The sequence below is a fragment of the Streptomyces sp. NPDC089915 genome (assembly GCF_040684675.1).
Lineage (GTDB): Bacteria > Actinomycetota > Actinomycetes > Streptomycetales > Streptomycetaceae > Streptomyces.
The window spans coordinates 1-21,699 of the sequence record NZ_JBFBGN010000065.1; the positions used below are offsets into that span (position 1 = coordinate 1).

Genomic DNA, 21,699 nt, shown 5'->3' on the forward strand with positions numbered 1-21,699 from the left:
AGCAGCGGGCCCAGCAGGTGCGCGATGGCCGGCTCGGCCACGACGCCCAGCACCAGGGTGCACAGGGTGATGCCCAGCTGGGCCGCCGCCATCAGCGCGGACACGTGCTCCAAGCCCCATATGACCGAGCGGGCCCGCCGGTCGCCCTGCTCGGCGTACGGTTCGATCTGGCTGCGCCGGACCGAGATCAGCGCGAACTCCGCGCCGACGAAGAAGGCGTTGACGACGAGCGTCGCCAGGCCGATCAGCAGCTGGATCGCGGTCATCGGTCCCCCTCAGGGTCCTCGTCGCCGGGCGTCTCGGCCGGCATGTGCAGCAGGACGCGCGCGGCGCGGCGGCCGCTCGCGTCCACCACGTCCAGGCACCAGCCGTCCAGCTCCAGCCGGTCGCCGACGGCCGGGATCCGGCCCAGTTCGGCGGCTATGAGCCCGGCCAGGGTCTCGTACGGCCCCTCGGGCACCCGCAGGCCGATCCGCCGCAGCTGGTCGGTGCGGGCGGCGCCGTCGGCGGAGTACAGGGCGCGGCCGGACTCGTCCGTACCGGCCGGTGCCAGGTCGGAGGTCTCGTGCGGGTCGTGCTCGTCGCGGACCTCGCCGACGACCTCCTCGACGATGTCCTCCAGCGTGGCCACGCCGGCCGTGCCGCCGTACTCGTCGATCACCACGGCCATCGTCTGCCGGCCGGACAGCCGGTCCAGCAGCCGGTCCACGGTCAGCGACTCCGGTACGAGGAGGGGTTCGCGCAGCAGCCGCGACACCGGGTGGCGGTGGCGCTCCTCGGCGGGCAGCGCCAGGACGTCCTTGATGTGGACCGTCCCGACCACGGTGTCCAGGCTGCCCCGGTAGACGGGGAAGCGGGAGAGGCCGGTGGCCATGGTCGCGTTGGCCACGTCCTCGGCGGTGGTCTGCACGTCGAGGGCGGTGACCTGCACGCGCGGGGTCATCACGTTCTCGGCGGTCAGGTCCGCCAGGTTCAGGGTCCGCACGAAGAGCTCGGCCGTGTCCTTCTCCAGCGCGCCCGCCTTGGCGGAGTGCCGGGCCAGGGCCACCAGCTCCTCCGGGCTGCGCGCGGAGGCCAGCTCCTCGGCGGGCTCCATGCCCAGCCGTCGTACCAGGTGGTTGGCGGTGGTGTTGAGGTGGCTGATCAGCGGCCGGAAGGCGCGGCTGAAGACCCGCTGCATGGTCGCCACGCGCTTGGCGACCGCCAGGGGGGAGGAGATCGCCCAGTTCTTGGGGACCAGCTCGCCCACGACCATCAGCACCACGGTCGACAAGACCGTGCCCAGGATCAGGGCGGTGGAGGAGGCGACCGAGGCGGACAGGCCCATGGCCTTGAACGGGCCCGTGAGCAGGGCGGCGATCGACGGCTTGGAGATCATGCCGATGACCAGGCCGGTCACGGTGATGCCGAGCTGGGCGCCGGAGAGCTGGAAGGTCAGGCTGCGGACGGCGGTGAGGGCGCTGTCCGCGCCGCGCTCGCCGCGCTCGACGGCCCGTTCCAGCTCGCTGCGCTCGACCGTGGTCAGCGAGAACTCGGCGGCGACGAAGACCCCACAGGCAAGGCAGAGCAGCAGCGCCACGACGAGCAGGAGCACTTCGGTCATCGGTCGATCACCTCCGTCCCATGATCGGCCAGGGGGACGGGTGCCGCGCGATGTCGCGTGCGGGAATGCCGGGGACTGGGAGGCTCGCCCATGGGCGGACGCTCACACCTTTCGGTCGGGAGGGCTCGGAGGGTTCCGGAGGTCCCGGGAGGGACCCTGCCCACATGGTAAAGGAAAGGCAAAGGGGATGGCTCCTCCTTTTGGCCGAGTATGCGCGGATGGTGGGATCGGCGCATGGACGATCTTCGTATCGGCACGGCCGACGCCACGGACCTGCCCGCCGTACTGGACTTCTGGAAGGCCGCCGCCAAGGGCGCGAGCATCAGCGACGACCTGGCCGGGGTCCAGCGGCTGCACGCCCGCGACCCGCGGGCGCTGCTGCTCGCCCGGCGCGGCGGGGAGCTCGTCGGCACGGTCATCGCCGGGTTCGACGGCTGGCGCTGCCACCTCTACCGGCTCGCCGTCCACCCGGCGCACCGCCGGCGGGGGATCGGGTCGGCGCTGCTGGCCGCCGCCGAGGAGCGGTTCGCGGAGCTGGGCGGGCGGCGCGCCGACGCGATGGTGCTCGACGGGAACGAGCAGGCGCACGGCGCCTGGGACGCCGCCGGCTACCACCCCGAGGAGATCTGGACCCGCTGGGTCAAGCCGCTGGCCGGCTGACCCCGCCGGCCCGGTCGGCCGGACGGGTGAACGCGGTTCAGTCGCGGCGGCGGGCCGTGCCGATGACGCAGTACGAGGTGGGCAGGGACGGGCCGCGCTCGGGCAGCCGGAAGGAGCGGTGCGCGGTGATCCGGAAGCCGGCCGCCTCGATCGCGGCGAGCGGGTCGCGGGCGGTGTGGCAGCCGCCGAACAGGCGCGGCCAGACCGTCCGGTCGAGCGCCCGCTGGACCGAGGCCATCCCGGGGCCCGGGGCGACCCCGTGCTCCAGGAAGCGCAGCTCGGCGCCGGGGCGCAGCACCCGGTGCAGTTCGCTGAGGGCGCGCGGCAGGTTCCGTACGGTGCACAGCACCAGCGAGGCGACGGCGACGTCGAAGGCCTCGCTCTTGAGGGGGAGGGCCTCCGCGACACCCGGTACGAGGTCCACCGGCACCTCGGCGCGCAGCGCGGCGGACGCCGCGAGCCGGCGCAGGGTGGCCTCGGGTTCGACCGCGACGACCTCGCAGACGGCGCGCGGGTAGTGCGCGAAGTTCAGGCCGTTGCCGGCGCCGATCTCGACGACCCGGCCCGACACCCCCAGCAGCAGCTCCTCGCGCAGCGCCCCGATCCCGGCCCGGGTCTCGGCGGCGGTGCTGGCGCGGGCGTAGAACCGGGCGAAGCAGGGGTGGTGGACCGAATCGGGGGCGTGGGCGGGCATGGGGCGGCCTCCGGGCGCGGATCGGGGGCTGACGGGCGGACACACGGGCGCGCGTGTACCCTCCGGGGCCTGTTCCCCGCCCCGCCGTCCCGCGAAACCGGTCCGGCGGGGGTGCCGCCGCGCGGAGCCGCCCCCCGGCCGCCCTGCCCTTGTTCCCGCCCCCATCGCGGGCGCGGCTGCCAACGCGGCACCCCTGCGGCCGCGAACACGGCGCCACCGCGCCCGCGCCTCACACGCCGGCGGGGCTGCAACCAGCCCCGTCGGCGTGTGCGCCCCGGGGCCGGCAGGCCCTACGCCGGCCAGGTGGTCAGGAAGGACTCCGCCGACCACGTGCCGTCCAGCGGCGGGGCCAGCCAGCCCGGGGCCGCCTCGCGGAAGGCGGCCGGGGCCAGGGCGCCGGCGCCCTGCGGGACGGCGCCCAGCAGGGGCAGGCCGGAGACCTTCGGGAGGTCGGCCAGGTTGCAGCGGGACGCCAGGTCGGGGGAGTCCGGCCAGCTGCCCACCACCACCCCGAGCCCGCGCAGCCCCCGCGCGGTCAGCGCCTCCGCCGTCAGGGCGGTGGAGTTGAGGGTGCCGAGCCCCGCCGGGGCCACCACCAGCACCGGCGCCGCCAGCAGCCGCGCCGCGTCGGCCAGGGTGTGACCCTCCTCGTCGAAGCGGACCAGCAGCCCGCCCGCGCCCTCCACCAGCACCAGCTCGTGCGAACCGGCCAGCCCGGCGGCCGCCTCGGCGATCCGGGACGGGGCCAGCGTCGCCAGCCCGGAGCGCCGCGCGGCGGTGTCCGGGGCCAGCGGCTCGGGGTAGCGGGCCAGTTCGAGGGCGGTCACGCCCGCCCCGGCGAGGCGTACGGCCTCGGCCGCGTCACCCGGCTCGTCCGGACCCACCCCGGTCTGCGCGGGCTTGAGCACCGCCACCGACCGCCCGGCGGCCAGGGCGGCCGCCGCGATGGCCGAGGTGACCACCGTCTTGCCGATTTCCGTGCCCGTACCGGACACGACGATCACGGACATCTCAGCCCTCCCGGGCCGCGGCGACGGCCGCGCGGCAGATGCGGGCGACGTCGGCGTCGCCCGTGACGAACGGGGGCATCGTGTAGATCAGGTCGCGGAACGGGCGCAGCCACACGCCCTCCCGGACCGCGGCCCGGGTCGCGGCCCACACGTCGACCGGGTGGTCGAGCTGGATCACGCCGATCGCGCCCATGACCCGTACGTCCTTGACCCCCGGCTGCCCGGAGGCCTCCGCGAGGCCCTCGCGCAGGCCCGCCTCGATCCGCTTGACCTCGCCCGCCCAGTCCTGGCCGAGCAGCAGGTCCACGGAGGCCAGGGCCACGGCCGTGGCGAGCGGGTTGCCCATGAAGGTCGGCCCGTGCGCGAGCACCGGCACCTCGCCCCGCGAGATCCCGTCGGCCACCCGCTCCGTGCACAGGGTGGCGGCGAGGGTGAGGTAGCCGCCGGTCAGGGACTTGCCGAGGCACATCACGTCCGGGGTCACGCCCGCGTGGTCGGCCGCGAACAGCGCGCCGGTACGGCCGAAGCCCGTCGCGATCTCGTCGAGGACGAGCAGGACCCCGTACTCGTCGCACAGCTCGCGCAGCACCCGCAGGTAGCCCGGGTTGTGGAAGCGCATGCCGCCCGCGCCCTGGACCACCGGCTCCACGATCACCGCGGCCAGCTCGTCGGCGTGCGCCGCGACCAGGGAGCGCAGGTGGTCGACGTACGCCGGGTCCACGGGGGAGTCGAAGTCCCCGGGCGGCGCGTCCGCGAACACCTGTCGCGGCAGGTGGCCCTGCCACAGCTCGTGCATGCCGCCCTCGGGGTCGCAGACGGCCATCGGCTGCCAGGTGTCGCCGTGGTAGCCGCCGCGCCAGGTCAGCAGCCGGGTCTTGCCCGTCCGGCCCAGCGAACGCCAGTACTGCAGGCACATCTTGACGGCGACCTCGACGGACACCGACCCGGAGTCCGAGAGGAAGACGTGCTCCAGCCCGGGCGGGGTGATCTCGACCAGCCGGGCGGCCAGCCGCACGGCGGGCTCGTGGGTGAGCCCGCCGAACATCACGTGCGACATCCGCCCCAGCTGGGCGGCGGCAGCCTCGTTCAGCGCGGGGTGGTTGTAGCCGTGGATGGCCGACCACCAGGAGGACATGCCGTCGACCAGCTCCTCCCGCCCCTGCGCCGGGGCGGCGAGCCGCAGCCGGACCCCCGAGGCGGAGGAGACCACGAGGGTCTCCTGCCGCCCGGGCATCGGGCCGTACGGGTGCCAGACGTGCTGCCGGTCCAGGGCCAGCAGGCCGGCCGTGGCGGACGCGGGGTCGAGCGGGTCGTGCAGGGGGTACGGGTCAGGCATTGGGGGCGAGGTCCGTCCCCGCGCCGCGGCGGCGCACCGCCACCAGGTCCGGCCGCACCTCGCCGGGCTCGGCCTGGGCCGGGGCCTCGTCCGCCGCCCCGGCGTGGGCGTGCCCGGAGCAGCCGCCGCAGGCCGAACCGCAGCCGGGGGCCTCCGCGTCCGCGTCCGCGGCCGAGCCGCAGCCCGAGCCCGCGGCGGAGCCGCACACACCGCCCGCGCGGGCGGCGGCCGCCGCCTCGGCGGCGTCGGCGCGGTGCGCGGGCAGGGTGGTGGTGCCCGCGCCCTCCACCTCGAAGCCGGCGTCCGCGATCATGTCGAGGTCTGCCTGGCCCGCCTGGCCCTCACTGGTGAGGTAGTCGCCGAGGAAGATCGAGTTGGCGATGTTCAGCGCCAGCGGCTGCATCGAGCGCAGGTGGACCTCGCGGCCGCCGGCGATCCGGACCTCGACGTCGGGGCAGACGAAGCGGACCATCGCCAGGATCCGCAGGCAGCGCTGCGGGGTGAGGTTCCACTCCTTGGCCAGCGGGGTGCCCTCGAACGGGATCAGGAAGTTGACCGGGACGGAGTCCGAGTCCAGTTCGCGCAGCGAGAAGACGACGTCGATCAGGTCCTCGTCGCTCTCGCCCATGCCGGCGATCAGGCCGGAGCAGGCCGACAGGCCCGCCGCGTGCGCCTTCTGCACGGTGTCGACGCGGTCCGCGTAGGTGTGCGTCTTGGTGATCTGCCCGTACGTGGCCTCGGAGGTGTTGAGGTTGTGGTTGTAGGCATCCGCACCCGCGTCGCGCAGCTTCTCGGCCTGGCCGTCGGAGAGCAGACCCAGGCAGGCGCAGACCTCCACGCCCTCGTTCTGCTCCTTGATGGCGGCGATCGTCTCGCCGACGCGGGCCACGTCGCGGTCGGTCGGACCGCGCCCGCTCGCCACGAGGCAGACCCGCTTGGCGCCGCCGGCGACACCGGCCGCGGCCGCCTGGGAGGCCTCGTCCGGCTTCAGCCACGTGTACTTGAGGATCTCGGCCTTGGATCCCAGGCGCTGGGAACAGTACGAGCAGTCCTCGGGGCACAGCCCCGACTTCAGGTTGACCAGGTAATTCAGCTTGACGCGACGCCCGAACCACTGGCGGCGCACCTTGCCGGCGGCGGCCACCACGTCGAGCAGTTCGTCGTCGGAGGTCGCCAGCACGGCGAGCGCCTCCTCGCGGGTCGGCAGCTCGCGCCGCAGCCCCTTTTCCACCAGGGTGTTCAGCAGGTCCATGCGCCCGATCCTGTCCCACGCGACCACTCCCGGCCAAGGAGAGATCGGACAACATGGCCGGAAGGGAGTGTGTGGATCGCCACACCGGCCCCTCGGGTCACGGGCGGATAGGGTCGAGCAGATCTGTCGACTGCCGACAAAACGCGAGACACATCGCGAGACGCGACGCGAGGACCGCCGATGACCCAGCCCAGCCCGGAACCCGACGACGTCTTCGCCTGGATCGACGGCGCGGAGCGGCGGCGCGAGGAGGCGGGACTGGTACGGACCCTGCGCCCGCGCCCCGCCGACTCGCCCCTCCTGGACCTCGCGAGCAACGACTACCTCGGCCTCTCCAGGCATCCGGAGACCGTGCGCGGCGCCTGCGAGGCGGCCGGGCGCTGGGGCGCGGGGGCCACGGGCTCCCGCCTGGTCACGGGGACGACCGAGCTGCACGCCGAACTGGAGCGGGAGCTGGCCGCTTTCGCCGGTTTCGAGGCGGCCCTGGTGCTTTCGTCCGGGTATGCCGCGAACCTCGCCGCGGTGACCGCGCTGAGCGGCCGGGGCACCCTGGTCGTCTCCGACTCCGGGAACCACGCCTCGATCGTCGACGGCTGCCGGCTCTCGCGCGCGGAGGTCGAGGTGACCCCGCACGGGGACGCTGAGCAGGTCCGCAAGACCCTCGCCGGGCACGCGGGCCGGGCCCTGCTGGTGACCGACTCGGTGTTCTCGGTGGACGGGGACGCCGCCCCGCTCGCCGCGTACGCCGCCGCCTGCCGCGAGACGGGGGCGGCGCTGGTCGTGGACGACGCGCACGGGCTCGGGGTGCTGGGCGAGGGGGGCCGGGGCGCCCTGTACGCCGCCGGGCTCGCGGGTGCGCCCGGGGTGGTCGCGACGATGACCCTCTCGAAGTCGCTGGGCAGTCAGGGCGGAGCGGTCCTGGGGCCGGCCAAGGTCATCCGGCACCTGGTCAACACCGCCCGCGCGTTCATCTTCGACACCGGCCTCGCCCCGGCCGCCGCGGGCGCGGCGCTGGCCGGCCTGCGCCTGCTGGAGCGGGAGCCGCGGCGCGCGGCCCGGGTCCGGGAGGTGGCCGCCGAACTGTACGGACGGCTCACCGCGTCCGGCCTGACCGCGGCCAGGCCGGACGCGGCCGTGGTGTCGGTGCGGGCCCCGTCGGCCGCGGCGGCACTGCGCTGGGCCGCCGACTGCCGCGAGGAGGGACTGTCCGTGGGGTGCTTCCGTCCGCCGTCGGTGCCGGACGGCGTCTCCCGGCTGCGGCTGACCGCTCGGGCCGATCTCACGGGGGACGAGATCGCCCGGGCCGTCGAGACGGTCCTGCGGACCGCCCCGGCCGGAGCCGCGGACATGGTTCAGCGGTAGGACGTCACACGCGGGCGTCCTCCCGTACGGAGGCGAGGAAGCCGCCCCAGGCCGGCCCGGTGAAGAGCACGGCCGGGCCGTCCGCCCGCTTGGAGTCGCGGACGGCCAGCAGGCCGCCGGTCAGGGCGGCCGCCTCCACGCAGTTGTTCATTCCGGTGCTGCGGCTGCTCCGCCGCCACCGCGCGCTGTTCAGAAGTCCGCCAGGGGATAACGGGGTTGCGGACACGGGGGGTGCCTCCTTACGCGTCGTCAGCGAGTGAGCTGATGAGATCCGACGAGTCACGGGGCGGGAGGGCGTGCGCCTGGATGGTGCGGAACGCGGCGCTGTACGCCTCAAGGTCTTCCTTCCGCTCCAGATAGAGGCTACTCGTCAAATGGTCGAGTACCACCACATCCAGATCGGCGATGTTCGGAAATGAGAAAATGACGAACGGTCCGGTCAGGCCGAGATGACCCCCCACGGTGAACGGCAGCACCTGGAGGTGCACTTGGGGCAGCCGGGACACCTCCGCCAGGTGCCGCAGCTGCTCCCGCATCACCCCGGCCCCGCCGATCTGCCGGCGCAGCACCGCCTCGTCCAGGACGGCGCTCAGCTCCAGCGGGGGGTCCGCCCGCAGCACCGCCTGCCGGGCCAGACGTACGTCGACCAGCGCGTCCACCTTCGGCTCCGGCAGCCCGCCCAGCGCGGCCCGGGTCACGGCCCGCGCGTAGCCGGGGGTCTGCAACAGGCCCGGCACCACCGAGAGTTCCACGGTCCGCGCGGCGCGGGCCCCCGCCTCCAGGCTGATGAAGTCCCGGTACTCCTGCGGGAGCAGCCCCCGGTAGTCGTGCCACCACTGCCGCCCGCGCGCCTCCTCGCCGCCCGCCGCGGGCCCGGCCGCCGAGGCTCCCAGGGCCTCCAGCAGGGCGCGTTGCTGGGGGCTCACCACGTCCCCGTAGGCGTCCAGCAGCAGCCGGATGTCCCGCGTCTTCACGCCACTGCGGCCCGTCTCGATCCGGCTGACCTTCGACTGGTGCCATCCCACGATGCGGGCCACCTCGCCGCTCGTGAGACCCGTGCGGTCGCGCAGTGCGCGCAGTTCCTCGCCGAGCTTGCGCCGGCGCACCGCGGGACCGTGCTGCATACCCGCTCTCCTTCCACCGGCACAGCTCGCACCAGTCTGCCGTCCGAATACGCTCTTCCGTAGCAGAGTTCACCGCATTGGGCGACAGATATATGCATATCTTGGGGGAACGGCGGAAACGGCGGCAGGATGGATGGCACTCTGGCGCTCAGCGCAGATCCGGGGCGGCTCCGCCCCGGTGGGAAAGGGACGTCGCCATGGCAGATCAGCTGGAAGCATCCGTCACTCTGCCGAGCGACCCGGTCTCGGTGGCCGCCGCCCGCCGCTACGCCGCGCAGGTGCTCAGCGACTGGGGACTGCCCGAGGACGCCGACACCGCCGACACCGTACGGCTGGTGGTCTCGGAGCTCGCGACCAACTCCGTGCAGCACACGTTCGGCCAGTCGCCCACCTTCACCGTCGACCTGCGCCTGGAGCGCGAGGAGTGGCTGCGCGTCGGGGTGACCGACAGTCATCCGCGCTGGCCCAGGAGGCTGCCCGCCGCCGTCCAGCAGGACAACGGCCGGGGCATGGTGATCATCCGCTGGCTGGCGGCGGAGGCCGGCGGCCGGCTGTCGGTGAGCCCCACCGAGGACGGCGGCAAGACCGTGTGGCTCGCCCTGCCCTGGCCCCCGATGGGATGAACCGGGCACCTTCCGGAAACGTGGGTTAACTCGGCGGAAAACTACCGCCCCTAAGGTGTCGCGCGCGGGCTTCCGCCAATGACCACCCATGGGTCGGTAAAGCACCGGTGATCGGGACGGAAAGCCTCGCTCTGTGTTGGGCAAGAGATGCTTGGCACGGATATGCGCAGGTCAACAAAGTGTTGACGGCCGGTACGGTCGCCACGGCGCGATGACGGTCATGTCCCGGAAGCTTGGTGATACAGGTGCAGTTGACACCGCACGAACAAGAAAGACTGATGATCCACGTGGCCGCGGACGTGGCCGAGAAGCGCAGGGCGCGCGGGGTCCTCCTGAATCACCCCGAGGCCATCGCCCTGATCACCTCCCACCTCCTCGAAGGCGCCCGGGACGGCCGGACCGTCGCCGAGCTCATGGAGTCCGGACGCAAGGTGCTCACCCGCGCGGAGGTCATGGAGGGCATCCCCGAGATGATCCACGACGTCCAGGTCGAGGCGACCTTCCCCGACGGCACCAAGCTCGTCACCGTCCACGACCCGATCATCTGAAGGGGACGAACCACATGATCCCCGGCGAAATCGTATACGGGGACGGTCCCGTGCGCCTCAACGAAGGCCGCCCCGTCACCCGCCTCACCGTGCTCAACGCCGCCGACCGGCCCGTCCAGGTCGGCTCCCACTACCACTTCGCCGAAGCCAACCCCGGCCTCGACTTCGACCGGCAGGCCGCCCGCGGCCTGCGCCTGAACATCGCCGCCGGTACCGCCGTCCGCTTCGAGCCGGGCATCCCGGTCGCCGTGGAACTCGTACCGCTCGGCGGACTGCGCACCGTGCCCGGACTGCGCGGGGAGACCGGAGGACCCCTCGATGGCTGAGATCTCGCGCCAGGCGTACGCCGACCTCTTCGGACCCACCAAGGGCGACCGGATCCGGCTCGCCGACACCGACCTCCTCGTCGAGATCGAGCAGGACCTCAGCGGAGGCCCCGGCCACTCCGGCGACGAGGCCGTCTTCGGCGGTGGCAAGGTCATCCGCGAGTCCATGGGACAGGCCCGCACCACCCGCGCCGAGGGCGCCCCCGACACGGTGATCACCGGCGTGGTCGTCCTGGACCACTGGGGCATCGTCAAGGCCGACGTCGGCATCCGCGACGGCCGCATCTGCGGCATCGGCAAGGCCGGCAACCCCGACACCATGGACGGGGTGGACCCGGCCCTGGTGATCGGCCCCGAGACCGAGATCATCGCCGGCAACGGGAAGATCGTCACCGCGGGCGCCATCGACACCCACATCCACTTCATCTCGCCGACCGTCGTCGACGAGGCCCTCGCCTCCGGCATCACCACCCTCGTCGGCGGCGGCACCGGCCCCGCCGAGGGATCCAAGGCCACCACCGTCACCCCCGGACCCTGGCACATGGCCCGGATGTTCGCGGCGCTGGAGTCCTACCCCGTCAACATCGGCCTGCTCGGCAAGGGCAACACCATGTCCCGCGAGGGCATGTACTCCCAGCTGCGCGGCGGCGCCCTCGGATTCAAGATCCACGAGGACTGGGGGGCCACCCCCGCCGTCATCGACGCCTGCCTGACCGTCGCCGACGAGACCGGCACCCAGGTCGCCATCCACACCGACACCCTCAACGAGGCCGGCTTCGTGGGCGACACCCTCGCGGCCATCGCCGGGCGGACCATCCACTCGTACCACACCGAGGGCGCGGGCGGCGGGCACGCCCCCGACATCATCACCGTGGTCTCCGAGCCGAACATCCTGCCCAGCTCCACCAACCCCACCCGGCCGCACACCGTCAACACCGTCGAGGAACACCTCGACATGCTGATGGTCTGCCACCACCTCAACCCGGCCGTCCCCGAGGACCTCGCCTTCGCCGAGTCCCGGATCCGGCCCTCCACCATCGCCGCCGAGGACGTGCTGCACGACCTCGGGGCCATCTCCATCATCTCCTCCGACTCCCAGGCCATGGGCCGGGTCGGCGAGGTCGTGCTGCGCACCTGGCAGACCGCCCACGTGATGAAGAAGCGGCGCGGATTCCTGCCCGGCGACGGCCCCGCCGACAACCACCGGGCCCGCCGCTACGTCGCCAAGTACACGATCAACCCGGCCGTGGCCCAGGGGCTCGCCCGCGAGGTCGGCTCGGTCGAGGTGGGCAAGCTCGCCGACCTGGTGCTGTGGAACCCGGCCTTCTTCGGCGTCAAGCCCGAGGTCGTCGTCAAGGGCGGCCAGATCGCGTACGCGCAGATGGGCGACGCCAACGCCTCCATCCCCACCCCCCAGCCGGTCCTGCCCCGCCCCATGTACGGGGCCATCGGACGGGCGCCCGGGCTGAACTCGCTCAACTTCACCTCCCAGGCCGCCCTCGACGACCACCTGCCCGAACGGCTCGGCCTCACCAAGGCGTTCACGGCCATCGAGAGCACCCGCAAGACGGGCAAGACGGACATGCGCAACAACGACGCCATGCCCAGGGTCGAGGTCGACGCCGACACCTTCACGGTCAGCATCGACGGCGAGGTCGTGGAACCGGCCCCCGCCGCGGAGCTGCCCATGGCGCAGCGCTACTTCCTCTTCTGATGGAGGACCGCTCCCGATGAGTCTCGCCGCTCTGCTCGTCCTCGCGGACGGCCGCTTCCCCGCCGGAGGGCACGCCCACTCCGGCGGGGCGGAGGCCGCCTGCAAGGCGGGCCGGATCCACGACGCCGCCTCCCTGGCCCAGTTCTGCCGGGGCCGGCTGCACACCGCCGGCCTGACCGCCGCCGCCCTCGCGGCGGCGGCCGCCCTCGGCCTCGACCCGGCCGTCCTCGACGCCGCCGCCGACGCCCGCACCCCCTCGCCCGCGCTGCGCGCCGCGGCCCGCCGGCTCGGCCGGCAGCTGATGCGCGCCGCCCGGGCCACCTGGCCCTGCGCGGAACTGGACGCGCTGGCCGCCGCCTTCCCGCGCGGGGCGCACCAGCCCGTGGTGCTCGGCACGGCCGCCCGGGCCGCCGGGCTCGGCGCACTCGACGCCGCGCACGTGGCGGCGTACGAGAGCGTCAGCGGCCCGGCCACCGCCACCGTGCGGCTGCTGGGCCTCGACCCCTTCGAGGCGAGCGCCGTCCTGGCCGGGCTCACCCCCGAGCTCGACGCCGTGGCCGCCCGGGCCGCCGAGGCCGCGCTGCTCGCGCGCACCGAGGGGACGGACGCGCTGCCCGCGGCCTCCTCGCCGCTGCTGGAGATCGCGGCGGAGGCGCATGCCGACTGGGCGGTACGCCTCTTCGCCTCCTGAGCGCGGACACCCCCACCACCCGAACCTCCCCAAGGAGACCTGCCGTGCACCTCGACCACGATGGGGCGTACCCCCACCGGCACACCCACAGCGCCGCCCCCCTGCGCGCCGACGGCACCCGCCGCGCCCTGCGCATCGGACTCGGCGGCCCCGTCGGCTCCGGCAAGACCGCCACCGTCGCCGCGCTCTGCCGGGCCCTGCGCGCCGAACTGTCCATGGCCGTCGTCACCAACGACATCTACACCCGGGAGGACGCCGAGTTCCTGCTCCGCGAGGCCGTCCTGCCCCCCGAGCGGATCAGCGCGGTCGAGACCGGCGCCTGCCCGCACACCGCCATCCGCGACGACATCTCCGCCAACCTGGAGGCCGTCGAGGAACTGGAGGAGGCGGTCGGCCCCCTCGACCTGATCCTCGTCGAGTCCGGCGGCGACAACCTGACCGCCACCTTCTCCCGGGGCCTGGTCGACGCCCAGATCTTCGTCATCGACGTGGCCGGCGGCGACGACATCCCGCGCAAGGGCGGCCCCGGGGTCACCACCGCCGACCTGCTCGTCGTCAACAAGACCGACCTCGCCCCGCACGTCGGCTCCGACCTGGACCGGATGGCCCGCGACGCCGCCGACCAGCGCGGGGACCTGCCCGTCGCCTTCCAGTCCCTGCGCGGCGGCGAGGGCGTGGCACCCGTGGCCGGCTGGGTCCGCGAGCGGCTCGCCGCCTGGGCCGTACGGTGACCAGCGCACCCCCCGCCGCCCCGCCCGCGGCCGGACTGCGGGCCACCGCCCGCATCGCCGCCGCCGCCGACGGGCGCGGTGGCACCGCCCTGCCCGTGCTGGCCGGGGAGGGGCCGCTCGCCCTGCGCCGGGTCCGGGGCGAGGGTGCCGAGGCCGGCGTGATGCTGGTCGGCGCGATGAGCGCCCCCCTCGGCGGCGACCGGCTCGCGGTGGAGGCCGACGCGGGGCCGGGCGCGCGGCTCGCCCTGCGCTCGGCGGCCGCCACCCTGGCCCTGCCCGGCCGGCACGGGGAGAGCGCGCGCTACGACGTACGGCTCGGGCTGGCCGAGGAGTCGGCGGTGCGCTGGCTGCCGGAGCCGCTCGTCTCCGTGCGCGGCAGCGACCTGCGGGTCTCCACCCGCGCGGAACTGGCGCCCTCCGCCCGGCTGATGCTGCGCGAGGAGCAGGTGCTGGGACGCACCGGCGAGGCGCCCGGCCTGCTGCGCAGCCGTCTCACGGTCACCCGGGGCGGGCGCCCGCTGCTGGACCAGGAGCTGTCCTGCGGGCCCGGCGCACCCGGCGGCTGGGACGGCCCGGCGGGGATCGCCGGGCACCGGACGCTGGGCCAGCTCCTGGTCGTCGACCCGCGGTTCGAGCAGGACCCGCCGCCCGCCGCGGTGCTGGGGGAGTTCGCGGCGGTCACCCCGCTGGCCGGTCCGGCCGTCCTGGTGACGGCCCTGGCCCCGGACGCGCTGCGGCTGCGCGAACTGCTGGAGGAGGCGGCCCGGACGTACGGCTGGTGAGACGCCGGCGTCCGCCGGGTGAAAGCCCGGCAGATCGGGAGCGAACGGGACACCGCTCAGCGGTACACCCGTTTCCGGTTATCGGGTTGGCAAAGAACTCGACCTCGGTCTGTTGCCAGGTACCCGTCAGACGAAAGGATCCCCCTGACCCAACCCGGCCGCCTCACGCGGCACATGACCAGGGGGATCAACCACGTGATACGCAACGCGACGCTGGGGAGCGCCGCCACCCTCATCACCGGCGCACTGGCCGCGGGCCTGCTGCTCGCGCCGTCCGCCTCCGCCGCCTCGGCGGGCAAGGACAACGGCTCCGCGGAGGCCGTCGGCGCCCAGATCGCCGCCGCCCGCGCCGCGCGCGCCGGCATCGACTGGAAGGACTGCCCGGCCGACTGGGGCTTCGAGAAGCCGATCCAGTGCGGCTGGGTGAAGGTCCCGCTGGACTACACCAAGCCCTTCGGCAAGACCATCGACATCGCGGTCGACCGCGCCGTCAGCACGGGCACCAAGGACGAGCGCCAGGGCGCCCTCGTCTACAACCCGGGCGGCCCCGGCGGTTCCGGCATGCGCTTCCCGCGCCGGGTCACCACCAAGAGCCCGCTGTGGGTCAACACCTCCAAGGCGTACGACTTCGTGGGCTTCGACCCCCGCGGCGTCGGCCACTCCGCCCCGATCTCCTGCATCGACCCGCAGGAGTTCGTGAAGGCCCCCAAGGCCGACCCGGTCCCCTCCGGCGAGGCCGACAAGCGCGCCCAGCGCAAGCTCGCCGCCGAGTACGCGGACGGCTGCAAGGAGCGCAGCGGCGAGATGCTGCCGCACATGACCACCACCAACACCGCGCGCGACCTGGACGTCATCCGGGCCGCCCTCGGCGAGAAGAAGCTGAACTACCTCGGCGTCTCCTACGGCACCTACCTGGGCGGGGTCTACGCGACCCTGTTCCCGGGCCACGTGCGCCGCATGATCGTCGACTCGGTGGTCAACCCGGACACCGACAACATCTGGTACCAGGCCAACCTGGAGCAGGACGTCGCCTTCCAGACCCGCTGGAACGACTGGCAGGACTGGGTCGCCAAGTACGACTCCACCTTCCACCTCGGCGACACCCGCGCCAAGGTCGAGGCCAAGTACCAGCAGCTGCGCGCCCAGGCCAAGGCCAACCCGCTCGGCGGGGTCGTCGGACCGAACGAGCTCATCGGCTTCTTCCAGGGCGCCCCGTACTACGACTCCTCGTGGGTCCCGGTCGCGCAGGCCTTCAGCGCCTGGGCCGCCGGCGACGAGAAGCCGCTGATCGACGCCATCGCCCCGGACATGTCGGACACCAAGGCCAACGCCGCGTCCGAGAACAGCAACGCCGTCTACACCGCGGTGGAGTGCGCCGACGCCAAGTGGCCGACCAGCTGGGCCAAGTGGGACCGGGACAACACCGAGCTGAACAAGAAGTACCCGTTCCTGACCTGGTCGAACGCCTGGATGAACCTGCCCTGCGCGACCTGGAAGTCCAAGCAGAGCACCCCGATCGAGGTCGGCGCGAAGAACATCGCCCCGGTCCTGATCGTCCAGTCCGAGCGTGACGCCGCCACCCCGTACAAGGGCGGCGTCGAGCTGCACCGCCGGCTGGCCGGTTCGCGCCTGATCACCGAGCAGAACGCCGGCTCGCACGGCGTCACCAGCCTGGTGAACCCCTGCATCAACACGCGGGTGGAGTCCTACCTGCTGACCGGCAAGGTCGACGCCAAGGACGTGAAGTGCGGCCCGCACGCCACTCCGGTGCCGCCGGCCCCGGCCGCCGCGAAGTCGCTCGCCCAGGCCCCGGCCTCGGAGCTCGCGAAGCGCGAGGAGCTCCCGGCCGTCCGCTAGGACCCCGGGAACCCCGATGAGCGGGAGGAGGCTCAGCGCTTCGTGCGCCGGGCCTTCTTCCGCTCCTCCTCCTGCTCGGCCTTGACCTCGGCCGCGTACCGGTCGACGTACTCCTGGCCGGAGAGGTTCAGGATCGCGTACATGATCTCGTCGGTGACGGCGCGCAGCACGGCCCGCTCGCCCTCCATGCCCTCGTAGCGGGAGAACTCCAGCGGGGCGCCGAAGCGGATCGTGACCCGCCGGATCTTGGGGAGGGTCTGCCCGGGCGGCTGGATCTCGAAGGTGCCGACCATCGCGCACGGGACGACGGGCACCCCCGCCCCCAGCGCCATCGCCGCCACCCCGACCTTGCCCTTGTAGAGCCGCCCGTCGTGCGAGCGCGTCCCCTCCGGGTAGATGCCGAGCAGCTCACCCCGGGCCAGCACCCCGAGCCCCTCGCGCAGCGCCGCCTGCCCGGCGTCCTTGCCGGAGCGGTCCACCGGGATCTGCCCGGCGCTGCGGAAGAAGGCGGCGGTCAGCCGGCCCTTGAGCCCGGGCCCGGTGAAGTACTCGGCCTTCGCCAGGAAGGTGATCCGGCGCCCCAGGATCGCGGGCATCAGGAAGTGGTCCGAGAACGACAGGTGGTTGCCCGCGACGATCGCGGCCCCCTCCTCGGGGATGTTCTCCAGGCCCTCGATCCGCGGCCGGAACAGCAGTCGCAGCAGCGGACCGAGCAGCACGTGCTTGAGCAGGTGGTAGAACACCCCGGCGCTTCCCTTCACCCGACGGTCGGACCACGGACGGATCAGCCATGCGGTGGCGAGGAACGGGCCGCGGGGGCCCCGGCCGGTCTCAGGCGCTGCCGGAGGCGGCGAGGCCCAGGGTCAGCAGCCCCAGCACCACCCAGCCGAACCACAGCCAGCCGTTGCTGCCGAGGGCCACGGAATAGGTGGAGACGGCCACCAGGGCGGCGAAGGTCGTGACGGCCATCGCCTTAACGGATCCGGTCATGCCCCATGGTGGCGCGCCGACCGGCTCCGGCGCTACTGGCCGCGCCCTTGGAGCGAGGCGAGATACGCGTTGTACGCCTCCAGCTCCTTGTCGCCGTCCCGGTCCGCGGCCCGGTCAGAGCGCTTCGCCGCCCGCTGCTCCGAGTGGTACCACTGGTAGACCAGGGCGATCAGCACCAGCACCGAGGGGATCTCGCTGAAGGCCCAGGCGATGCCGCCGCCCCAGTGCTGGTCGTCCAGGGCGTCGATGCCCAGGGAGGCCGCGGGGTTCGCGTACGTCTTGATCATCGGCTCGCTCGCCATCATCAGCGCGATGCCGAAGAAGGCGTGGAAGGGCATGCCCGCGAAGAGCTCCAGCATCCGCATCACGTAACCCGGACGGTGCGGGCCCGGGTCCACGCCCATGATCGGCCAGAAGAAGATCAGGCCGACGGCCAGGAAGTGGACCATCATCCCGATGTGCCCGGCCCGGCTCTGCATCAGGAAGTCGAAGAGCGGGGTGAAGTACAGGGCGTACAGGCTGGCGATGAACATGGGGATGGTGAAGGCCGGATGCGTGATGATCCGCATGTACCGGCTGTGCAGCAGCATCAGGAGCAGCTCGCGCGGGCCCTTGCTGCCGCGGGGGGCCGGGGGCAGCGCGCGCAGGGCCAGCGTCACCGGCGCGCCGAGCAGCACCAGGATCGGGGTGACCATGCTGATCACCATGTGCTGGACCATGTGCACGCTGAACATGACCATGCCGTAGTCGTTCAGCTTGGTGCACATCACCAGCATCACCGTCAGCACACCGGTGACGAAGGCGACCGTCCGGCCCAACGGCCAGGAGTCCCCGCGCCGGCGCAGCCGCAGCACGGCCCAGCCGTACAGGGCGAGCGCCAGCAGGGAGCCGAACAGGAAGAACGCGTCGAAGGAGAACTCCAGGCCGCGCCCGAGGGTGAACGGCGGCAGGTCCATGTTCATGTCCATATCCATGTTCATGTCCATGCCGTGACCACTGTGGTCCATCTGCTCACTCCCTTGACTGTGGCGCCCCACCACAGTAGTGCCGGCCCCGGACGCGATCGCGTCCGGGGGCGGCCGAAGGGGTCAGAACGGGTCGAACATCACAGAACCGTCTGCGCCTCGTCGTAGCGGGCGTCCGGGACCGTCTTGAGGTGCGAGGTCGCCTCCGCGAGGGGGACCATCACGATGTCCGTGCCGCGCAGGGCCGTCAGCATGCCGAACTCGCCCCGGTGCGCCGCCTCCACCGCGTGCCAGCCGAAGCGGGTGGCCAGGACCCGGTCGTACGCGGTGGGCGTGCCGCCGCGCTGGACGTGGCCGAGGATGACCGGACGGGCCTCCTTGCCCAGGCGCCGCTCCAGCTCCACGGCGAGGATGTTGCCGATGCCGGCGAAGCGCTCGTGGCCGTACTGGTCCGTGCCGCCCTGCGCGTAGTCCATCGAGCCGGCACGCGGCTTGGCGCCCTCGGCGACCACGACGATCGCGAACCGCTTGCCGGCCGAGAAGCGCTCGCCGACGATCGCCGTCAGCTCCTCGATGTCGAAGGGCCGCTCCGGCACCACGATGGCGTGCGCGCCGGCCGCCATGCCCGAGTGCAGGGCGATCCAGCCGGTGTGGCGGCCCATGACCTCGACGACCATCACGCGCTGGTGCGACTCGGCGGTGGTCTTCAGCCGGTCCAGGGCCTCCGTGGCCACGCCGACGGCGGTGTCGAAGCCGAAGGTCACGTCGGTGGAGGAGATGTCGTTGTCGATGGTCTTCGGGACGCCGACGATGGGCAGACCGCCCTGCGCGAGCAGGTTGGCCGCCTTCAGCGTGCCCTCGCCGCCGATCGGGATGATCGCGTCCAGGCCGAGGTCCGCCACGTGCCCCTTGGCCCGCTCCACGCCGTCGCGCAGGTGCGCGGGCTGGACCCGGGAGGAGCCGAGGATGGTGCCGCCGCGGGCCAGGATGCCGGCCACGGAGTCCAGGTCGAGCTTGCGGTAGTCGCACTCCAGCAGGCCGCGCCAGCCGTCGTGGAAGCCGATGACCTCGTCCCCGTGGTCGACGACGGCGCGGTGCACGACGGAGCGGATGACGGCATTGAGGCCGGGGCAGTCGCCACCGGAAGTGAGCACACCAATGCGCATGGCAGAGAGAACCTTTGCAACGTGGGCCGACGACCGGACCACGTCGTCCGGTTGGAACTAACCGTCACCCTACAAGCGGATTCCCACTGGACTGAACCATCGTCCACATGGAGGACCTACCAAACGGAAGATCGTACGAAAGCACGTCGGCCCGGACCCCTGACGGGGCCCGGGCCGGACGGTGTGAGCGGGGGCTACGCGGGCTGCGTGGCCGCCGCGATGCGCTCCTCGCGCAGCGCCTCGTACCAGCGGTCGTCTATGGCCGGCAGCGCGTTCACGTCGAGGGCCAGCTTCAGCAGCAGGTCCGCGATCAGCGGGTTGCGGGCCATGACGGGGCCGTGCATGTACGTACCGAAGACGGTGTCGTTGTACGCGCCCTCGGTGCCGTCGCCGGTGCCGTTGCCCCGGCCGAGCCGGGTCCGGGCGAACGGCTTGGCCGTCGGGCCCAGGTGCGTGACGCCCTGGTGGTTCTCGAAGCCCGTCAGCGGGGGGAGGTTCAGCCGCGGGTCGATGTCCGCGAGCACGTCGCCGACGCACCGCTCGCCCTCGCCGCGCACGGTGACGACGTCGAGCAGGCCCAGCCCCTCCTGGCGCTGGCCCATGTCGTTGACGAACTCCTTGCCGAGGATCTGGTACCCGGCGCAGACGGAGAAGACGATCGCCCCGTTCGAGACGGCGCGCTCCAGGCCGCCGTCGCGCAGCAGGCGCTCGGCGGCCAGCCGCTGCGGCCGGTCCTCGCCGCCGCCGATCAGGTAGATGTCGCCCGAGGTGGGGATGGGCTGGTCGCTGCGCACGTCCACGCGCTGCACGTCCAGGCCGCGCTGGCGGGCCCGGCGCTCCACCACGAGGGCGTTGCCCTGGTCTCCGTACGTGCTGAGCAGGTCGGGGTAGACCCACACCAGACGCAGGCTGTTGTCGCTCATGCTCTTGTCCTCTATGGGTGACTAGTTGCCGACGCGGCGGCGCACGTCCTGGAAGGCGGTGTAGTTGGCGATCAGCTCGATCTGGCCGGGCGGCGCCAGCTGCACGGCCTCGTCGAGGGTCTCGCAGACCCGGAAGTCCAGGCCGGCGACCTCCAGGCGGACGGCCAGGTCCAGCTTGCGGTCGCCGATCACGAAGATCGGGTGGCCGGCGAGCCGCGGGTAGTCCACGTCCCACAGCCAGGAGGTGTCGGTGCCGTCGGCGCCGCGGGCGTTCACCGAGAGGATCACCGGAGCCGGGGGCCCGTCGATCAGCGAGAACGTCTCCAGCCAGCCGGCCGGGTTCTTCGCGAGCAGCAGGCGCAGGTCGCGGCCCTGGAAGGAGACCACGTCGTAGCGGCCGGCGACGGCCTGGACCTGGTACATGCGCTCCAGCGCCACCTGCGGGGGCACGCCGAACACGGCGGCCACGGCGGCCGAGGTGGCGGCGTTCGCCTTGTTCGCGCGGCCCGGCAGCTGGAGGTGGATCGGCCAGGCCGAGCCGTGCGGGTCCAGCACGTGGTCGCCGGAGAGCACCCAGGTCGGGGTCGGGCGGCGGAAGCCGCACTCGCCGCAGAACCAGTCGTCGCCCGGGCGCTGCATCACACCGCCGCAGGAGGGGCACGACCAGGCGTCGTCCTTCCACTCCTGGCCGGCCGCGACCCACACGACGGTCTGCGACGAGGACGCCGACCAGACGATCAGGGGGTCGTCGCAGTTCGCCACGATGACCGCCTTGGAGCCCTGGAGCCCCTCGCGCCACTTCTCGGCGAGCATGCGGGTCTCGGCCGCGCGGTCCAGCTGGTCACGGGAGAGGTTCAGCAGGGCGATCACCTTCGGGGTGACGTCCCGGGCCACCCCGGCCAGGTACTTCTCGTCGACCTCGATGACGCCGTACTTGGCGTCCGAGCCGCCGGCCAGGGCGGAGGTGATGCCCGCCGGCATGTTCGCGCCCAGCGCGTTCGAGACGACCGGACCGCTGGCCCGCAGGGCCTCGGCGATCAGACGGGTCGTCGTGGTCTTGCCGTTCGTCGCGGAGACGAGGACGACATCGAGATGCTGCGCCAGCGCGCCGAGGAGATCGGGGTCCAGCCTGAGTGCGACCTTGCCACCGATCACCGATCCGCTTCCGCGTCCCGCGGCCCGCGACACCGCCGCCGCGGCCTTGCCCGCCGTCACGGCCAGCTTGGCCCGCGGCGAAAGCGGCTCCGTGTTGCCTGCCATCGTCCTTTGTCCTCCTAGCGTCGGTCGCCCCAGCCTATCCAGTACCGGCCGGAGCCTTGACCGCGGCGCCCCAGGTCCGCCG

24 protein-coding genes are annotated in these 21,699 nt (G+C 73.1%); 10 read left to right on the forward strand and 14 right to left on the reverse strand.

Going from position 1 to position 21,699, the window contains the following annotated elements; genetic code table 11:
• Positions 1 to 266 (reverse strand): CNNM domain-containing protein (locus AB0O29_RS20210; RefSeq protein ID WP_365153290.1); only part of this gene is annotated, 266 nt, incomplete at its 3' end.
• Positions 263 to 1,603: a hemolysin family protein gene (locus AB0O29_RS20215; RefSeq protein ID WP_365153291.1), complete on the reverse strand. Its 1,341-nt coding sequence runs from the start codon at positions 1,601 to 1,603 to the stop codon at positions 263 to 265. The genes AB0O29_RS20215 and AB0O29_RS20210, both read right to left, overlap by 4 nt.
• 234 nt (positions 1,604 to 1,837) lie before the next feature.
• On the opposite strand from AB0O29_RS20215, the gene AB0O29_RS20220 reads away from it, so the two are divergent.
• On the forward strand, positions 1,838 to 2,263 hold the full coding sequence (locus tag AB0O29_RS20220; protein WP_365153292.1) for a GNAT family N-acetyltransferase: 426 nt from the start codon (positions 1,838 to 1,840) through the stop codon (positions 2,261 to 2,263).
• 37 nt (positions 2,264 to 2,300) lie between these two features.
• On the opposite strand, the gene AB0O29_RS20225 is transcribed toward AB0O29_RS20220, so the two are convergent.
• From AB0O29_RS20225 to bioB, 4 genes are all read right to left on the reverse strand, one after another.
• On the reverse strand, positions 2,301 to 2,957 hold the full coding sequence (locus tag AB0O29_RS20225; RefSeq protein ID WP_365153293.1) for a methyltransferase domain-containing protein: 657 nt from the start codon (positions 2,955 to 2,957) through the stop codon (positions 2,301 to 2,303).
• A gap of 290 nt (positions 2,958 to 3,247) precedes the next feature.
• Complete coding sequence (bioD, locus tag AB0O29_RS20230; RefSeq protein ID WP_365153294.1) at positions 3,248 to 3,967, reverse strand: dethiobiotin synthase; 720 nt, start codon at positions 3,965 to 3,967, stop codon at positions 3,248 to 3,250.
• 1 nt (position 3,968) lies between these two features.
• On the reverse strand, positions 3,969 to 5,303 hold the full coding sequence (locus AB0O29_RS20235; RefSeq protein WP_365153295.1) for an adenosylmethionine--8-amino-7-oxononanoate transaminase: 1,335 nt from the start codon (positions 5,301 to 5,303) through the stop codon (positions 3,969 to 3,971).
• Complete coding sequence (gene bioB / locus AB0O29_RS20240) at positions 5,296 to 6,555, reverse strand: biotin synthase BioB (protein ID WP_365153296.1); 1,260 nt, start codon at positions 6,553 to 6,555, stop codon at positions 5,296 to 5,298. The genes AB0O29_RS20235 and bioB overlap by 8 nt, the downstream gene beginning before the upstream one ends.
• A gap of 180 nt (positions 6,556 to 6,735) precedes the next feature.
• Here bioB and AB0O29_RS20245 point away from each other — a divergent pair, with 180 nt between their 5' ends.
• Complete coding sequence (locus AB0O29_RS20245) at positions 6,736 to 7,917, forward strand: 8-amino-7-oxononanoate synthase (RefSeq protein WP_365153297.1); 1,182 nt, start codon at positions 6,736 to 6,738, stop codon at positions 7,915 to 7,917.
• A 4-nt stretch (positions 7,918 to 7,921) separates the two neighbouring features.
• Here the strand turns inward: AB0O29_RS20245 and AB0O29_RS20250 are convergent, their stop codons facing one another.
• Together AB0O29_RS20250 and AB0O29_RS20255 are read right to left on the reverse strand one after the other, a co-directional pair.
• The gene (locus AB0O29_RS20250; RefSeq protein ID WP_365153298.1) at positions 7,922 to 8,143 is read right to left on the reverse strand and encodes a DUF397 domain-containing protein; all 222 of its coding nucleotides are present in this window, start codon (positions 8,141 to 8,143) and stop codon (positions 7,922 to 7,924) included.
• A 13-nt stretch (positions 8,144 to 8,156) separates the two neighbouring features.
• Positions 8,157 to 9,041, reverse strand: coding sequence for a helix-turn-helix transcriptional regulator (locus AB0O29_RS20255; RefSeq protein ID WP_365153299.1), 885 nt, complete (start codon positions 9,039 to 9,041; stop codon positions 8,157 to 8,159).
• 197 nt (positions 9,042 to 9,238) lie between these two features.
• Here AB0O29_RS20255 and AB0O29_RS20260 point away from each other — a divergent pair, with 197 nt between their 5' ends.
• From AB0O29_RS20260 to AB0O29_RS20295, 8 genes are all read left to right on the forward strand, one after another.
• On the forward strand, positions 9,239 to 9,664 hold the full coding sequence (locus AB0O29_RS20260) for an ATP-binding protein (protein WP_344155250.1): 426 nt from the start codon (positions 9,239 to 9,241) through the stop codon (positions 9,662 to 9,664).
• A gap of 245 nt (positions 9,665 to 9,909) precedes the next feature.
• Complete coding sequence (locus AB0O29_RS20265) at positions 9,910 to 10,212, forward strand: urease subunit gamma (protein ID WP_351888112.1); 303 nt, start codon at positions 9,910 to 9,912, stop codon at positions 10,210 to 10,212.
• Positions 10,213 to 10,226: 14 nt separating this feature from the next.
• Positions 10,227 to 10,538, forward strand: a complete 312-nt coding sequence (locus AB0O29_RS20270; RefSeq protein ID WP_365153300.1) for an urease subunit beta — start codon at positions 10,227 to 10,229, stop codon at positions 10,536 to 10,538.
• Positions 10,531 to 12,252 (forward strand): urease subunit alpha, encoded by a 1,722-nt coding sequence (locus AB0O29_RS20275; protein ID WP_365153301.1) that lies wholly within the window; start codon positions 10,531 to 10,533, stop codon positions 12,250 to 12,252. The genes AB0O29_RS20270 and AB0O29_RS20275 overlap by 8 nt, the downstream gene beginning before the upstream one ends.
• A gap of 16 nt (positions 12,253 to 12,268) precedes the next feature.
• On the forward strand, positions 12,269 to 12,943 hold the full coding sequence (locus tag AB0O29_RS20280) for an urease accessory UreF family protein (RefSeq protein WP_365153302.1): 675 nt from the start codon (positions 12,269 to 12,271) through the stop codon (positions 12,941 to 12,943).
• A gap of 44 nt (positions 12,944 to 12,987) precedes the next feature.
• Positions 12,988 to 13,674, forward strand: coding sequence for an urease accessory protein UreG (gene ureG, locus AB0O29_RS20285; protein WP_365153303.1), 687 nt, complete (start codon positions 12,988 to 12,990; stop codon positions 13,672 to 13,674).
• Positions 13,671 to 14,456, forward strand: coding sequence for an urease accessory protein UreD (locus AB0O29_RS20290; RefSeq protein ID WP_365153304.1), 786 nt, complete (start codon positions 13,671 to 13,673; stop codon positions 14,454 to 14,456). The genes ureG and AB0O29_RS20290 overlap by 4 nt, the downstream gene beginning before the upstream one ends.
• 195 nt (positions 14,457 to 14,651) lie before the next feature.
• The gene (locus AB0O29_RS20295) at positions 14,652 to 16,313 is read left to right on the forward strand and encodes an alpha/beta hydrolase (RefSeq protein ID WP_365153305.1); all 1,662 of its coding nucleotides are present in this window, start codon (positions 14,652 to 14,654) and stop codon (positions 16,311 to 16,313) included.
• A gap of 32 nt (positions 16,314 to 16,345) precedes the next feature.
• Here AB0O29_RS20295 and AB0O29_RS20300 read toward each other — a convergent pair whose 3' ends face one another.
• The 6 genes from AB0O29_RS20300 to AB0O29_RS20325 all read right to left on the reverse strand — a co-directional run bounded on the left by AB0O29_RS20300 (position 16,346) and on the right by AB0O29_RS20325 (position 21,617).
• On the reverse strand, positions 16,346 to 17,056 hold the full coding sequence (locus tag AB0O29_RS20300) for a lysophospholipid acyltransferase family protein (RefSeq protein ID WP_365153306.1): 711 nt from the start codon (positions 17,054 to 17,056) through the stop codon (positions 16,346 to 16,348).
• 88 nt (positions 17,057 to 17,144) lie between these two features.
• Positions 17,145 to 17,303: a hypothetical protein gene (locus AB0O29_RS20305; protein WP_365153307.1), complete on the reverse strand. Its 159-nt coding sequence runs from the start codon at positions 17,301 to 17,303 to the stop codon at positions 17,145 to 17,147.
• 32 nt (positions 17,304 to 17,335) lie between these two features.
• Entirely contained in the window at positions 17,336 to 18,310 is a 975-nt protein-coding gene (locus tag AB0O29_RS20310; protein ID WP_365153308.1) for a cytochrome c oxidase assembly protein, read from the reverse strand.
• A 98-nt stretch (positions 18,311 to 18,408) separates the two neighbouring features.
• Entirely contained in the window at positions 18,409 to 19,434 is a 1,026-nt protein-coding gene (locus tag AB0O29_RS20315; protein ID WP_365153309.1) for a 6-phosphofructokinase, read from the reverse strand.
• A gap of 194 nt (positions 19,435 to 19,628) precedes the next feature.
• Positions 19,629 to 20,357, reverse strand: coding sequence for a type 1 glutamine amidotransferase (locus AB0O29_RS20320; protein WP_042809884.1), 729 nt, complete (start codon positions 20,355 to 20,357; stop codon positions 19,629 to 19,631).
• Between the two features lie 21 nt (positions 20,358 to 20,378).
• Positions 20,379 to 21,617 carry a MurT ligase domain-containing protein gene (locus AB0O29_RS20325; RefSeq protein WP_365153310.1) on the reverse strand — a complete coding sequence of 413 codons (1,239 nt, stop codon included), beginning with the start codon at positions 21,615 to 21,617 and terminating at the stop codon, positions 20,379 to 20,381.
• Positions 21,618 to 21,699: the final 82 nt, after the last annotated feature.

What these genes read in the sequence shown, in the direction of transcription:
- AB0O29_RS20215 (WP_365153291.1), bottom strand. Translation starts at nt 1,603, where the DNA reads ATGACCGAAGTGCTCCTGCTCGTCGTGGCGCTGCTGCTCTGCCTTGCC.
- AB0O29_RS20220 (WP_365153292.1), top strand. Translation starts at nt 1,838, where the DNA reads ATGGACGATCTTCGTATCGGCACGGCCGACGCCACGGACCTGCCCGCC.
- AB0O29_RS20225 (WP_365153293.1), bottom strand. Translation starts at nt 2,957, where the DNA reads ATGCCCGCCCACGCCCCCGATTCGGTCCACCACCCCTGCTTCGCCCGG.
- bioD (WP_365153294.1), bottom strand. Translation starts at nt 3,967, where the DNA reads ATGTCCGTGATCGTCGTGTCCGGTACGGGCACGGAAATCGGCAAGACG.
- AB0O29_RS20235 (WP_365153295.1), bottom strand. Translation starts at nt 5,303, where the DNA reads ATGCCTGACCCGTACCCCCTGCACGACCCGCTCGACCCCGCGTCCGCC.
- bioB (WP_365153296.1), bottom strand. Translation starts at nt 6,555, where the DNA reads ATGGACCTGCTGAACACCCTGGTGGAAAAGGGGCTGCGGCGCGAGCTG.
- AB0O29_RS20245 (WP_365153297.1), top strand. Translation starts at nt 6,736, where the DNA reads ATGACCCAGCCCAGCCCGGAACCCGACGACGTCTTCGCCTGGATCGAC.
- AB0O29_RS20255 (WP_365153299.1), bottom strand. Translation starts at nt 9,041, where the DNA reads ATGCAGCACGGTCCCGCGGTGCGCCGGCGCAAGCTCGGCGAGGAACTG.
- AB0O29_RS20260 (WP_344155250.1), top strand. Translation starts at nt 9,239, where the DNA reads ATGGCAGATCAGCTGGAAGCATCCGTCACTCTGCCGAGCGACCCGGTC.
- AB0O29_RS20270 (WP_365153300.1), top strand. Translation starts at nt 10,227, where the DNA reads ATGATCCCCGGCGAAATCGTATACGGGGACGGTCCCGTGCGCCTCAAC.
- AB0O29_RS20275 (WP_365153301.1), top strand. Translation starts at nt 10,531, where the DNA reads ATGGCTGAGATCTCGCGCCAGGCGTACGCCGACCTCTTCGGACCCACC.
- AB0O29_RS20280 (WP_365153302.1), top strand. Translation starts at nt 12,269, where the DNA reads ATGAGTCTCGCCGCTCTGCTCGTCCTCGCGGACGGCCGCTTCCCCGCC.
- AB0O29_RS20305 (WP_365153307.1), bottom strand. Translation starts at nt 17,303, where the DNA reads ATGACCGGATCCGTTAAGGCGATGGCCGTCACGACCTTCGCCGCCCTG.
- AB0O29_RS20310 (WP_365153308.1), bottom strand. Translation starts at nt 18,310, where the DNA reads ATGGACCACAGTGGTCACGGCATGGACATGAACATGGATATGGACATG.
- AB0O29_RS20315 (WP_365153309.1), bottom strand. Translation starts at nt 19,434, where the DNA reads ATGCGCATTGGTGTGCTCACTTCCGGTGGCGACTGCCCCGGCCTCAAT.
- AB0O29_RS20320 (WP_042809884.1), bottom strand. Translation starts at nt 20,357, where the DNA reads ATGAGCGACAACAGCCTGCGTCTGGTGTGGGTCTACCCCGACCTGCTC.
- AB0O29_RS20325 (WP_365153310.1), bottom strand. Translation starts at nt 21,617, where the DNA reads ATGGCAGGCAACACGGAGCCGCTTTCGCCGCGGGCCAAGCTGGCCGTG.